General features: G+C 58.5%; 12 protein-coding genes. 9 read left to right on the top strand and 3 right to left on the bottom strand.

The genetic code is table 11. From position 1 onward, the window contains the following. Positions 1-102 precede the first annotated feature (102 nt). Complete coding sequence (yihA, locus tag KGB14_RS25130; protein WP_223489586.1) at positions 103-744, bottom strand: ribosome biogenesis GTP-binding protein YihA/YsxC; 642 nt, start codon at positions 742-744, stop codon at positions 103-105. Between the two features lie 191 nt (positions 745-935). Here yihA and KGB14_RS25125 point away from each other — a divergent pair, with 191 nt between their 5' ends. The 7 genes from KGB14_RS25125 (at position 936) to KGB14_RS25095 (ending at position 8,203) form a co-directional block, all read left to right on the top strand. Continuing rightward, positions 936-1,226, top strand: a complete 291-nt coding sequence (locus tag KGB14_RS25125) for a c-type cytochrome (RefSeq protein WP_003196231.1) — start codon at positions 936-938, stop codon at positions 1,224-1,226. Positions 1,227-1,272: 46 nt separating this feature from the next. After that, entirely contained in the window at positions 1,273-1,884 is a 612-nt protein-coding gene (locus tag KGB14_RS25120) for a c-type cytochrome (protein WP_223489576.1), read from the top strand. A gap of 197 nt (positions 1,885-2,081) precedes the next feature. Beyond that, on the top strand, positions 2,082-2,723 hold the full coding sequence (locus KGB14_RS25115; RefSeq protein ID WP_223489574.1) for a thiol:disulfide interchange protein DsbA/DsbL: 642 nt from the start codon (positions 2,082-2,084) through the stop codon (positions 2,721-2,723). Positions 2,724-2,737: 14 nt separating this feature from the next. Then, a complete protein-coding gene (locus tag KGB14_RS25110) occupies positions 2,738-3,598 on the top strand; it encodes an endonuclease/exonuclease/phosphatase family protein (RefSeq protein ID WP_223489572.1) in 861 nt (286 codons plus the stop codon). Continuing rightward, entirely contained in the window at positions 3,599-5,629 is a 2,031-nt protein-coding gene (locus KGB14_RS25105) for a GGDEF domain-containing protein (RefSeq protein ID WP_223489564.1), read from the top strand. A 104-nt stretch (positions 5,630-5,733) separates the two neighbouring features. Next, positions 5,734-6,513 carry an N-acetylmuramoyl-L-alanine amidase gene (locus tag KGB14_RS25100; protein ID WP_223489555.1) on the top strand — a complete coding sequence of 260 codons (780 nt, stop codon included), beginning with the start codon at positions 5,734-5,736 and terminating at the stop codon, positions 6,511-6,513. Positions 6,514-6,586: 73 nt separating this feature from the next. Continuing rightward, complete coding sequence (locus KGB14_RS25095; protein ID WP_223489553.1) at positions 6,587-8,203, top strand: EAL domain-containing protein; 1,617 nt, start codon at positions 6,587-6,589, stop codon at positions 8,201-8,203. Between the two features lie 12 nt (positions 8,204-8,215). Here the strand turns inward: KGB14_RS25095 and KGB14_RS25090 are convergent, their stop codons facing one another. Continuing rightward, complete coding sequence (locus KGB14_RS25090; RefSeq protein WP_223489551.1) at positions 8,216-10,006, bottom strand: KinB sensor domain-containing domain; 1,791 nt, start codon at positions 10,004-10,006, stop codon at positions 8,216-8,218. Positions 10,007-10,016: 10 nt separating this feature from the next. After that, positions 10,017-11,360, bottom strand: coding sequence for a sigma-54-dependent response regulator transcription factor AlgB (gene algB / locus KGB14_RS25085; protein ID WP_223489543.1), 1,344 nt, complete (start codon positions 11,358-11,360; stop codon positions 10,017-10,019). 439 nt (positions 11,361-11,799) lie between these two features. Here algB and KGB14_RS25080 point away from each other — a divergent pair, with 439 nt between their 5' ends. Next, complete coding sequence (locus KGB14_RS25080) at positions 11,800-12,087, top strand: hypothetical protein (RefSeq protein WP_223489542.1); 288 nt, start codon at positions 11,800-11,802, stop codon at positions 12,085-12,087. An 82-nt stretch (positions 12,088-12,169) separates the two neighbouring features. Further along, complete coding sequence (locus KGB14_RS25075) at positions 12,170-12,334, top strand: DUF1328 domain-containing protein (protein ID WP_003177151.1); 165 nt, start codon at positions 12,170-12,172, stop codon at positions 12,332-12,334. Positions 12,335-12,589: the final 255 nt, after the last annotated feature.

The raw sequence follows: 12,589 nt of genomic DNA, 5'->3' as shown, positions 1-12,589 counted from the left end.
ATATCTGGACCCCGCCCTAGCGGTCCGGAACTTGAACCCCGGTCTTCTCCCTCCCCATACGAAGTCCGGGGTTTTTTTTGCCTGGCTTTTACCTGTAAAGCCTTATTCGGCAGTCTCGCTGCCCTTGTCCGCCAGCTCCATCCAGCCCGCCAACACGGTGTAGGCATCTTCCAGGCCCATGCGTTTGGGTGCCGAAAACAGCTGGATAGTGATCGTATCGCCCCAGCCCTTGCGGATTTCCGACTGAACCTTGAGCAGCGTGTTTTTCGCCGCGCCGTAGGTCAGCTTGTCTGCCTTGGTCAGCAGAATATGCATCGGCATGCCGCTGGCGACGGCCCAATCGAGCATCAGCAAGTCGAAATCGGTCATTGGATGACGGATGTCCATCATCAAAATCAAACCTTTCAAACTCTCGCGACCGCCCAGGTAGGCTTCGAGGTGACGCTGCCAGTGCATCTTCAACGGGATCGGCACTTTCGCGTAACCGTAACCCGGCAGGTCGACCAGACGGCGTTCATCGTCTAGCTTGAAGAAGTTCAACAGCTGCGTGCGACCCGGTGTTTTCGAGGTTCGCGCCAGGCTGGCGTGCGTCAAAGTGTTCAACGCACTGGACTTGCCGGCGTTGGAACGCCCGGCGAAGGCCACTTCAAAGCCTTCGTCGTCGGGGCATTGGTCGACTTTGGCGGCGCTGAGCATGAAGGTGGACTGTTGGCACAGGCCGAGGATGGGATTCTTGAGTTGCATGGGATTTCCGATGTGGGCGGCGCCGGGAATGGACGCGGCAAGCTGTGTCGTTTCCGTTTCAGTGACGCCAGTATATAATGCCGCAGATTTTGTGTGCGCTTTGTCCCAGCGTAGGATGAAGTTCACGAGAGCGATTGACCTTGATTGCGCACTAGAACGCAGCACGCTCTCAACCCTGAAAAGGTCGTTTTATGACGAAATGGCTGCTAGCTGCCGGTGTCTTGATGCCGCTTTACAGCGCTCAGGCTACACAGGATCCGGAAGCTGTGTACAACCGTGTTTGTGGTGCCTGTCATTCCGGCCAACTACCCATGGCGCCCCGCAAGGGCGATCAGGAAGCTTGGACGCCGAGGTTGGCGAAAGGTATGGAGACGCTGGTGCAACACGTGACCCAGGGTTTCAAGGCGATGCCGCCGCGTGGTTTGTGCATGGACTGCAGTGCCGAGGATTACCGAGCCATCATCCAGTGGATGAGCGAGTAAACCCGGCCCATAACTCTTTAACCCTTAGCCGTAGTTGGATTAGCTGATGAACAAATTGATCGTGAGTCTGCTGTTGACCGTGGGGATCTCCGGCATTGCCCATGCTGCAGGTGATGCGACTGCTGGTCAGGCGAAAGCCGCAGTATGTGGCGCCTGTCATGGCCCGGATGGCAATAGCATGGCGCCTAACTTTCCGAAACTGGCAGGCCAGGGCGAGCGTTATCTGAACAAACAGCTGCACGACATCAAGTCCGGCAAACGCACGGTACTGGAAATGACCGGCCTGCTGACCAACCTGAGCGATCAGGACCTGGCTGATATCGCCGCCTACTTCGCCAGCCAGAAAGGCAGCGTTGGCGCCGCCGACCCGAAAGTCGTGGCTCGCGGTGAAGCACTGTTCCGTGGTGGCGACCTGGCCAAAGGCCTGCCAGCCTGCACTGGCTGCCACTCGCCGAATGGCGCAGGCAACGCAGCTGCCGGCTTCCCGCACCTGGGCGGCCAGCATGCTCAGTACGTCGGCAAGCAACTGACCGAGTTCAGAAAAGAAGAAGGTGGCCGCACCAACGACGGCGATACCAAACCGATGCAAAGCATCGCTAAAAAGCTGAGCGACGAAGATATCGCCGCCGTCTCCAGCTATATCCAAGGCTTGCACTAAGGCCTGCGATCGAGGGTTGCGAGGGGTGCACATCCCTTGCAACGTTAACACTCGATTAATCTATCGATGCAAACATAAAAAGGGTGGCTTTGGCTGCCCTTTTTTGTGGCCGCTGCCGTTACACTACAAACTCAAGCCCGCCGGAATCTGTCTGAAAACAGGTCGCGCGAGGCGACCCAATTGTCCAGGAGTAAAGCATGCGTAATCTGATCATCAGCGCCGCACTCGTCGCTGCCAGCCTGTTCGGCATGACTGCCCAAGCTGCCGAAGCACCCGCCGCGCCATATGTTGAACTGAGCAATCCCGTTCCAGTGGCCGTACCTGGCAAGATCGAAGTGGTGGAGCTGTTCTGGTACGGCTGCCCGCATTGCTATGCCTTCGAACCAGTGATTAACCCTTGGATCGAGAAACTGCCTTCCGACGTGAACTTCGTGCGCATTCCAGCCATGTTTGGCGGCCCTTGGGATGCACACGGCCAGATGTTCCTGACGCTTGAAGCCATGGGTGTCGAGAGCAAGGTGCACTCGGCCGTGTTCGAAGCGATTCAGAAAGAACACAAAAAACTGACCGACAAAGAAGACATGGCGGACTTCCTGGCGACCCAAGGCGTAGACAAGGACAAGTTCCTGGCCACCTTCGACTCCTTCGCCATCAAAGGCAAAATCGTCCAGGCCAAAGAACTGGCCAAGAAATATGAAATCTCCGGCGTGCCTACCATGATCGTCAACGGCAAGTATCGCTTTGACATCGGCTCTGCCGGCGGTGCCGAACAAGCGCTGAAACTGGCCGACCAACTGGTCGCCAAAGAGCGAGCGGCAACCAAGGCCGCCGCCAACTAAGCGCGGCCCCTGCCATGCGCCGCTGGGGAACTGAACGCATCGTTGGCCTGCATGCTCCGCAGGTCAACGAGCATCACCTGGAATCAACGGGGTTGCCCGTGGACAGTCGTCTGCGTTTGCTCAGTTTCAATATCCAGGTCGGCATCAGTACCGAGCGTTATCGGCACTATCTGACCCGTGGCTGGCAGCATCTGTTGCCGCACACCGGGCGCGCCGACAATCTGCAAAAAATTGGCAACTTGCTGGGCGACTTCGATCTGGTCGCCTTGCAGGAAGCCGATGGCGGCAGCCTGCGATCAGGCTACGTCAACCAGGTCGAACACCTGGCACAGCTCGGTGCCTTCCCCTACTGGTATCAACAACTCAATCGCAACCTGGGTCGTCTCGGCCAACACAGCAATGGCGTGCTCAGCCGCTTGCGCCCGTGGGCGATTGAAGATCATCCGCTACCGGGGCCCAAGGGTCGCGGCGCCATTCTGGTGCGCTTCGGCGAAGGCCCGGAGGCGCTCGTGGTGGTGATGATGCACCTGGCGCTGGGCGCTCGCGCCCGTAGCCTGCAACTGGCCTATATCCGCGAGTTGATCGGCGGTTATAAACACCAGGTGCTGATGGGCGACATGAACACCCATGCCAGTGACTTGCTGCAAAACTCTCCATTGCGTGATTTAGGCCTGCTCGCGCCGCAACTGGAAGCGACTTTCCCCAGCTGGCGCCCTCAGCGTTGCCTGGACCATATTCTGCTCAGCCCCACTCTGACCCTTGAAAAGGTAGAAGTGCTGGCACAACCCATTTCCGATCACCTGCCGGTCGCGGTAGAGATTCGTCTGCCGGGTTCGCTCACGGCCGATGCGTTGCCCGCGTTGAGTCCTGCCTGAATGAGCGACGAAGCACAGCGCTGGAAAGAGAAATACCTCAAAAGCATCGAACAACAGGAAAAACTCGAACGTCGATGGGACGCCCGGCTCGACCTGCTGCGTCGTGGGCTGGTGCGCAGCACCCTGGCCGCAGAAGGTACCGACCGCGCCGTTGACCAATGCATGAAGGAAATGCGCGAAGTCGTGCGCACCGATGACATGGATGCCGGTCTGGCCGCCTTGTTGCCGCGCCTGGAAAAAGCCGTGCTCGATTCCGAGCAGCGTCGGGAAACCCGGGTCGATCAAGTCAGCGCCGCCCTGACGTCGCTGGTCTCTCAGCTGCAAGCGTTGCCGCTGCCTCGGGAGGTGAGCCGGCCACTGAAGAATTTCGCCAAGCAACTGGACGGACGTGTCGGCCAGGCTCGCGAAATTCCATTGCTGCTCAGCGAACTGAGTGGTCTGCAAGGCAAAGCCTTGAGCCTGCTGGACAACCCTGCTGAACCTGATCGTCCGGGTTTTCTGCAGCGGCTGTTTGGTAGCCGGGAAGCGGATGAGGTCGCGACACCGATCACCACTCCCCTATCACAAATGCCTGCCCAGCCACCCGCCGAACCGGCTGTAACTGCGCCTCCACAAGCGACACTCAATGTCGCGCCCGTCGCCGATCAGCCGCAAAAGGCGGTGCCAATCGTAGAGGCCGCCCTGCCCCCCGCTGAGCACTGCGAACCACTGGAAATTCAGGCATCACCCGCAATGGCACTTGCGCCGGACGTCGTGACATTTGTCCCGCCCGTCATTAAAGCTGTGAAGAGCCAAGCTCCAGAGGCGCAAACCCCGCCGATCATCGAACAACCGCAAGCGCCGCAAGGGCCGGCTCCATCCATCGACCTGGAAGCCATTCAGGCCCCATCGGCAGTCAATCCGGATGAACTGACCCCGGTGGCTGTCGTCGCGGAACAGCCCGAGCACGACATTCTGTATGCCCTGCCGGATTCACCGGAACCGTCCTACAGCTCTGTCGCCAAGCACATCGAAGACACGTTGCTGGGCCTTCTCGACGACCTGGCGCTGCCCGAGCGCCATCGACCACAAGCCGAAGCGATGCGTGATCGTCTTCAAAACGGTTTGAACTGGTACGAGTTACTGCCCATTCTCGACGATCTGGCAACGTTGATGTTGGCGATCACCGACAGTGGCCAGCACGAATTCGAAGCGTACCTGCAGCAACTCAACGAACGTCTCGAGTCATTCCAGAGCAACCTGCAAGCCGCGAGCGAAGGCCACGCCGACAACCGCTCAGCCGCGCGGGAGATGGACACGCAAATTCGCGAGCAAGTCGACGGTTTGCAAAGCAGCATGCAGGAAGCGGCGGATCTTGATGATCTCAAGCACGTACTGGAAAACCACCTCGAAGGCCTGCTCGGCACCATGGACCAGCACCAGAAGCAGCGCGATGAGCGCGAGCAAGAGGTAGCGGCCCGCCTGCAAAGCCTGGCCGAAAGGGTTGCCCACATGGAGCAGGAAGCCCTGGGCTATCGCGAGCATCTCGAAGAACAGCGCCAAAAGGCCTTGATCGATCCGTTGACCGGTCTGCCGAATCGAGCGGCCTGGAGCGAACGGCTGGACCAGGAAATCGGTCAATGGCAACAGCACGGCAACACCCTGTTGCTGGCGATGCTCGATCTCGATCATTTCAAACGCATCAACGATAACTACGGCCATCTGGCGGGTGACAAGGTGCTGAAAATCATCGCCAGCGTGTTGCGTAAGCGCTTGCGCGGGACGGATTTCATCGCCAGATTCGGCGGTGAAGAGTTTGTGCTGTTGATGCCTGCCACGGTGCCGGCCGTCGGCATGAAATTGCTGGAAACCTTGCGCGCATCGATCGAAGCCTGCCCGTTCCACTTCAAAGGTGAGCGAGTCACCATCACCATTTCCATGGGACTGACGGCATTCAGGCCAGGTGAACATGGTGATCTGGTGCTTAAAAGAGCCGATCAGGCGCTATATCGTGCGAAAAATGGCGGCCGCAATCGAGTAGAAACAGGCTGACGGTCAATTGTTCCATTTTGTTTAAAACAGCACTTTTGCCGTCTGCGCGCAAAGCAATACCGTTACACTGTTGCATTATCGTCTTGCGTGTATTGCCTCCTGCCATGAAATGTCTTGCTCTTATAGCGTCGCTGCTTCTATTAGCCGGTTGTGCCAGCGGCCCACGAATCGATACCAGCCATCCATCAGCCAATTACGACAGTCGTATTCAGTTCGTGGTGATGCATTACACCTCCGCATCCCTGGAGACCTCGCTGCAATTGCTGACCCATGGCGAGGTCAGCAGCCACTACCTGATTGGCGATGACAAGCGCGCCACCATCTACAAGCTGATGGATGAGAATGTCCGGGCGTGGCATGCAGGGGAAAGCGAATGGCAAGGCCGGACCTGGCTGAACTCCAGCTCCATCGGCATCGAGATCGTCAATCCGGGCTTCAAGGACACCCCAACCGGACGCCTCTGGTACCCCTACAGCGAAGCCCAGGTTCAATCGTTGATCTTCCTGCTCAAGGACATCAGCAAGCGCCAAGGCATCACCCCCCGCCACATCATCGGCCACAGCGACATCGCACCGATGCGCAAGCTCGACCCCGGCCCGCTGTTCCCCTGGAAGCGCCTGGCTGCCGAAGGCCTGGGAATCTGGCCGAACGAGCAGGCCGTGGCGCGGCAACAAGCGCAGTTCGCCGTGCAACTGCCGAGCATCACTTGGTTTCAGGGACAGCTGGCCCGCCTGGGCTACGCTACGCCACAGACCGGCGAGCTGGATGTAGAGACACGTAATGTGCTGGCGGCTTTTCAGATGCATTTTCGTCCGTCCCGTTTCGACGGCACGCCAGACGCACAAACCGCAGCGCTCCTCCAGGTGTTGAACCAGACAAAATAATGACGCCCGCCCGACGGTCAGCGCTTTTTCCAAATCAGCAGCTATAACTCATTGGTAATCCTTCGGATATTCCATGATGGCTGCTGCTCGGGAGAGACTGCATTGCTGGTTCTATCGCCCTTGGTTTTTGGCGATGCTGGCTACTGCCTTGAGCGCGACGCTACTGACGGCCGGCAGTCTGTTCATGGCGATGCGCCAGGTCGAGCATAACGAAAGTCAGGAAATGAATGCCCAGGGTGAGCGATTTCTGGCCCGTCTGGAGCAACTGTTCGGGCAGCTGCGCGAAAGTCTCGATGATCTGGAAGCCCAGCCGCTGCGAGGTTGCGATGATGAAATGATCGCCACCCTGCAGCAGGTCAGCTTCAATTACCGCTTCGTTTATGAAGCCGCTTACATGGACGCTTCGCGAATCTGCTCCAATCGCCCCCGCCAGGAAGGGCTGTCGCTGATCCGGCCGCCAGACATCAAGGGGCCCACCTACAGCTATTGGCTGAACACCACCACCGAACCTGATGAAAACCGCGCGGCGCTGATGCTCGGACGCGGGAATTTTCGGGTCGCGACATCCCGTGGGCATTTGACCGATATGGTTGATCTCTCTCCGGGAAGCAGCCTGCTGGTGGTACTCGACAACGGCACCCGGGCGATTCCGGTACTCGGTGTCGCGCAGACCTGGCCCCCGGAGGAACCCTGGCCCCCGAAAAGCCGAGAAGCCCTGCAAATCACCCATACCCGCCTGATTTACCGAATGCCCACCCATACCCCCGAATACCAATTGGTACTGATTACCCCTCGCTCCGGGGTACGGGTGCCCGCCGTGTGGTGGTGGTTATTGCCGGCCAGCCTGGCGCTGAGTGCTTGTGTCGGCATTCTGGTGTTTCTGCTGGTGCGCCAGCGGCAGTCGATGGATGCCGAACTGCAAGGCGCCATACGACGAGGCGAGTTGCAGGTGTTGTATCAACCGATCTTCGACCTCGACAGCCGCAACTGCGTCGGTGCCGAAGCCTTGTTGCGCTGGCGAAGGCCGGACGGCAGTTTGACCAGCCCCGACCTGTTCATTCCAATGGCGGAGAACACCGGCCAGATCCGCCAAATGACCGACTTTGTATTGCAGCGCCTGCTGGAACAGCTCGGGCAACTGTTGCGATCCAACCCGCAGCTGTACATCTCGGTGAACCTGGCGGCCTGCGACGTCATGGTGCCGCGTATCGGCGAGGTGATTGCGCGCCTGCTGAGTGTGCACCGGGTGGCAGCCAGGCAAATTGCTTTTGAAGTGACCGAGCGCGGATTGGTGGATGTGATGGTGGCCAGAGAAAACCTGCAAGCCTTGCGTGATGTCGGGCATCAGGTGCTGATCGATGATTTTGGCACCGGTTATTGCAGCCTTGCCTATCTGCAAACCCTACCGGTGGACTGCCTGAAAATAGACAAGGCGTTTATCGATGCGCTGGGCCATGACGCGGCCAGCAGTGGTGTGGCGCCGCACATCATTCGCATGGCCCAGGCTTTGGAACTCAAGGTCATTGCAGAAGGCATCGAGTATGAATCCCAGGCAGCATTTCTGAGCAGCGAGGGCGTGAAGTTCGGTCAGGGCTGGCTGTTCGCCCATGCCTTGAGCGCCGTTCAGTTCATTGAGCTGATTACCCGCGGCCGCCGGATGGCCACACGACGCGTGGATGACGAAGCCTGAGATGACTCAGGCTCATATCGCCAGCGCCATATAGAACTGCGTACCCTGCCCTGGCCGCGAGTAAACCCCCATTCGCCCGCCATGCAGCTGCACGATTTCCTTGCACAGCGCCAGACCAAGCCCGGCACCGCCCTTCTTGCGGCCGACCTGGACAAAGGGCTCGAAGATCCGTCCCTGCTGGCCGTAGGCAATACCTTCGCCGTTGTCCTCGACGCTGATAATCATCCGCTCCCCATGGCGCCGGGCCTGCAAACGGATCAATCCGTCGTGGGCGGTATGGCGCAAGGCGTTGTCGATGAGGTTGTCGAGCACCCGCTCCAGTTGCGCCTGATCGGCTTGCAGCTGCGGCAATGGCCCCTGCACTTCCACTAGCAGCTCAATGCCCTTCTCCTGCGCCGGGCCGGCAAAACGTATCTGGGCCTGATCCAGCAGATCTTCGATGGAGCACGGTGCCAGCGTGAGTTTTTGCAGGCCGTTCTGATAGCGAGAGAAATTCAACAGGTCGTTGATCAACTGCATCAAGCGCTGCATTTCTTCATTGACGGTGTCCAGCAGGTCGGCTTCGCGGGAGTCTTCGGCAAAATGCGTCCGCTCGCGGAACAGCCCGAATGCCATGTGCATCCCGGTGACCGGCGTGCGCAACTCATGAGAAGCACGCAAGACGAACTCGCTGCGTACCCGCTCGAATGCACGCTGTTCGGTGACGTCATGCAACACCATCACGGCGCCGAGAATATGACCCTGGGTATGGCTGACCGGCGTCAGGCTATACGTTAGCAATCGCGACTCTCCATCAACCTCGATGCTCAGGTCGTCCGGCGCTCGTTCCAGGGTGCCGCCACGCAATACCAGTTGCAGTTGTTGATCGAGTTCGGGTCGTTCAAGCGCCGTGCCCAACCCTTTGCCGAGACGCTCGGTGTCCCAGCCTAACTGACGCTGAGCCACCGGATTGAGGTGTTCGAGATGACCCTGACGATCGATGATCAGCAAACCGTCGTCAATGCTGTCGAGCACCGCTTGCAAACGTTGCTGGCCGGCGAGCAGCTCGTCGATATTGGTAGCCTGGTGCTCACGCAGGGCCTCGGCCATGATTCCGAAACGCCGGGTCAGCTGGTTCATTTCCACCGCGGAGGAAATCGGCAGGGTGACTTCGAAATTGCCTTGGCCGATGTTGTCAGCCGCCGCCGCCAGGGCCTCGATCGGCGCCCCGAACCGCCGGGCGATCGCATGGGCAGTAATGAACCCGATGAACAGTACCGCCACCCCGACCAATCCAAGCAGGCCAGCAATCAGCAACGCCCGCTCCCGGGCCAGGCGTTCGGTTTCGTTGATGCTATCGAGCGCACGCTTCTGTTCAGAGATCAAACCGTTGCGTAGCGCATTGAATTTTTCGGTGAGATCCCCGCTGCCAGTGAGTACCTGCGCAGGATCGGGGGAAAGATCGAGGGCCTGTAGAAAGCTCTGATAATCATCCTTGGCCTTTTGGAACCCGTACCGGGCACCGTCGTCGGACGGCTCATGAGCAATGCCTTCATCGAGCAACTGAAGGTACTGCTGCCTGGATGCCTCAAACGCCGCAGGATCAGGTTTCTCGCCAAGCATGATGATCAGTTGATCACCCAGGGTCTGACGCAGCTTCAATCCCAGATCCAGCCTGACGAAGTTGTCACGGATCAGGGCTTCCTGAGTCCCGGCCATCTGCATCACGCTGACCAGCCCGAGCAGGAGCCCGAGCAGCGCTACCGTGATCAGCGCGGAGATACTCAGAAACAGCCGGGTGCGCAACGTCATCGCCAGTTTCATCGGGCACGACTCACAGGTTGTACTGCTTGCGTTTGCGGTACAGGGTCGAAGCGTCGATACCCAGGGTTTTGGCCGCCTGATCCAGCGTGTCGGCCGTGGCCAGGACTGCACCGATGTGGGCTTTCTCCAACTCATCCAGGCTCAACGCCGCGCCAATGCGCGGTGCGTTGTTGACCGGGGTCTCGGCCATGCCCAGGTGGCTGAGCTCGACCCGTTCCTGCGGACAAATAATGCTCGCGCGCTCCACCACGTTGCGCAGCTCGCGGATGTTGCCCGGCCAACGGTAGCTGAGCAGCGCTTCGCGGGCCTCGTCGCTGAAGCACCGGGCCGGACGCGAGTACTCCTTGACGAAACGCGCCAGGAAACGGTCAGCCAGATTCAGAATGTCTTCCCTGCGCTCGCGAAGCGGTGGCAGGTGCAAGGTGATGACGTTCAGGCGATAGAGCAAGTCTTCACGAAAACGGCCATCGCGAACCATGTCTTCAAGGTTGAGGTTAGTGGCCGCGAGGATTCGCACATCGGCACGACGGGTCACCGGATCACCTACTCGTTCGTATTCCTTGTCCTGAATGAAGCGTAGCAACTTGGGTTGCAAAGTCAGCGGAAAATCGCCGATCTCGTCGAGAAACAAGGTTCCACCGTCGGCCTGATTGACACGGCCCAAGGTGCTTTCGCTGGCACCGGTGAACGCGCCACGGCTGTGACCGAAGAGCTCGCTGTCCATCAATTCTGCTGTCAGGGATGGGCAGTTGATGGTGACGCAGGATTTCTTCTGGCGTTTGCTCCAGCCGTGAATGGCCTGTGACAGCTCACCTTTACCCGTGCCGGATTCGCCGAGAATCAGAATGTTGGCATCAGTACTGGCGACCTGGCGCGCAGTTTCGAGCACCACTTTCATGGCCGGACTGTGGGAATCCAGGCCCTCCTTGGGTTTGCGCTCACCTTCAAGGGCTTCCAGGCGCGCCGAGAGCTGGCGCACTTCCAGTTGCTTGGCGGTGGCCAGACGCAACTGGTCGGGGCTGCAAGGTTTGACCAGATAGTCGGCGGCGCCAGCCTGAATCGCATCCACGGCAGTGTCCACGGCCGAATGTGCAGTGACGATGACGACCCGCATCCAGGGCGCCTGAATGCGCATCTGGGCCAGCACATCAAGGCCATTGTCTTCACCCAGGCGCAGATCGAGGAAGCATAGATCGAAAACCTGGCGCTGCAACAAGGCTTCGGCCTGAGCAGCGCTGGTCGCGGTGGCCACGCTGTAGCCTTCGTCTTCGAGGCAATAGCGAAAGGTTCGAAGGATGGCGGACTCGTCGTCCACCAGCAGAATTCGGCCTTGATGCTCAGTGGCTGATTCCATGTTCCTACGCTCCTTTAATTGTTGATTTTGGTTAGGCCCAGAAAAATCGGGCAAGTTGCATGATTGATTGTGGCCGATTTCAGTCAAATCAGCGGAGCCATCTACTTATCAACAAGATAACCAACTGATTTATTTGATTTTTTATTAATTAGCCGCTCTTCGGTGATTGCCTGCGTCCCTTTCTGACATCTGCGCCCTTCCCTCAATTCCAAAAATATTCAAAGTTTCGGTGAGTTCATCGTGCATTACGCACGACCTCAGACATGCCATCGTGCAGGATGCGTCCAAAACGATTTTCGCAAACCATCTAACCAATTGATTTTAATCGTATTAATCCTGACAAAAAGGTGGCATGCAGGCTGCAGGAGTCTGGGTAACCAGGGCATTTAATGAACCAGCGCCCGCCAAGATTACTACCCAGCGTGGGAGGAACTTCAGGATGAATCGCCAAGGTGCCGTCCAGTTGCGTCTCTCGCGATTGCATGTCCAGCAAGGCTTGTTTGCCTTGCTAGCGCTATTGATCACCTTGATTGGCGGCCAGCAGTACTTGCGTTGGGAACAGAGCCAGCAGCCAGAGGCACCCCACGTGTCGATTTCACATGCAACCCAGACCCATTTCAGCGCCGCCAGCAGCAATCCGGCTGACAGTGCCTCGATGCGAATGATGGATGTCGACCAGGCCCGGCCTGTGGATGAGACGTCTCGTCAGGAACGTTGGGTGTTTTAAGCAAATGAACTTGGCGCGCCCGACGCGCCGGGAAAAGCACCACAAGCAACACCTTTAAACAGAAAGCGTAAGGAGAATCACCATGTTGAGCTGGGCAATCACATTCTTGATCATTGCCATCATCGCTGCAGTACTGGGCTTCGGTGGTATCGCGGGCACCGCCACGGGTATCGCCAAGATTCTCTTTGTCGTATTCCTGGTGATGTTCATTGCTTCCTTCTTCTTTGGCCGTCGCGGTCGAGGCTGAAGATGAGCATTTCGTTAAAGACAGTGGCAGCCGCCCTGCTTCTGGGCGGCGGCGCCAGCCTGGAACTGAAGAAAGACCCGAACGGGTATTGAGTTTCGAAACACGAAAGAGGCCATAGCTTCTTTCCACTGCGCTACCCGAGGACGGTAGACGCATGACCAAGGGGTCGGGACGTTCTGACTGCTTCAGGGTCGGAGTGACCTACGGGTACAGGGAGTACCTGCTCACGGGCCGGGTCAGGTAAAGCGCGACGCA

This window comes from Pseudomonas sp. A-RE-19 (genome assembly GCF_019956555.1).
Classification (GTDB): domain Bacteria; phylum Pseudomonadota; class Gammaproteobacteria; order Pseudomonadales; family Pseudomonadaceae; genus Aquipseudomonas.
Note: the sequence above shows the minus strand (reverse complement) of the source record. Positions and strands in the feature narration are given on the sequence as shown.

Coding starts and splice junctions, on each gene's coding strand:
- KGB14_RS25125 (WP_003196231.1), top strand. CDS start 936: ATGACGAAATGGCTGCTAGCTGCCGGTGTCTTGATGCCGCTTTACAGC.
- KGB14_RS25115 (WP_223489574.1), top strand. CDS start 2,082: ATGCGTAATCTGATCATCAGCGCCGCACTCGTCGCTGCCAGCCTGTTC.
- KGB14_RS25105 (WP_223489564.1), top strand. CDS start 3,599: ATGAGCGACGAAGCACAGCGCTGGAAAGAGAAATACCTCAAAAGCATC.
- KGB14_RS25095 (WP_223489553.1), top strand. CDS start 6,587: ATGATGGCTGCTGCTCGGGAGAGACTGCATTGCTGGTTCTATCGCCCT.
- KGB14_RS25090 (WP_223489551.1), bottom strand. CDS start 10,006: ATGAAACTGGCGATGACGTTGCGCACCCGGCTGTTTCTGAGTATCTCC.
- algB (WP_223489543.1), bottom strand. CDS start 11,360: ATGGAATCAGCCACTGAGCATCAAGGCCGAATTCTGCTGGTGGACGAC.
- KGB14_RS25075 (WP_003177151.1), top strand. CDS start 12,170: ATGTTGAGCTGGGCAATCACATTCTTGATCATTGCCATCATCGCTGCA.
- KGB14_RS25120 (WP_223489576.1), top strand. CDS start 1,273: ATGAACAAATTGATCGTGAGTCTGCTGTTGACCGTGGGGATCTCCGGC.
- KGB14_RS25100 (WP_223489555.1), top strand. CDS start 5,734: ATGAAATGTCTTGCTCTTATAGCGTCGCTGCTTCTATTAGCCGGTTGT.
- yihA (WP_223489586.1), bottom strand. CDS start 744: ATGCAACTCAAGAATCCCATCCTCGGCCTGTGCCAACAGTCCACCTTC.
- KGB14_RS25080 (WP_223489542.1), top strand. CDS start 11,800: ATGAATCGCCAAGGTGCCGTCCAGTTGCGTCTCTCGCGATTGCATGTC.
- KGB14_RS25110 (WP_223489572.1), top strand. CDS start 2,738: ATGCGCCGCTGGGGAACTGAACGCATCGTTGGCCTGCATGCTCCGCAG.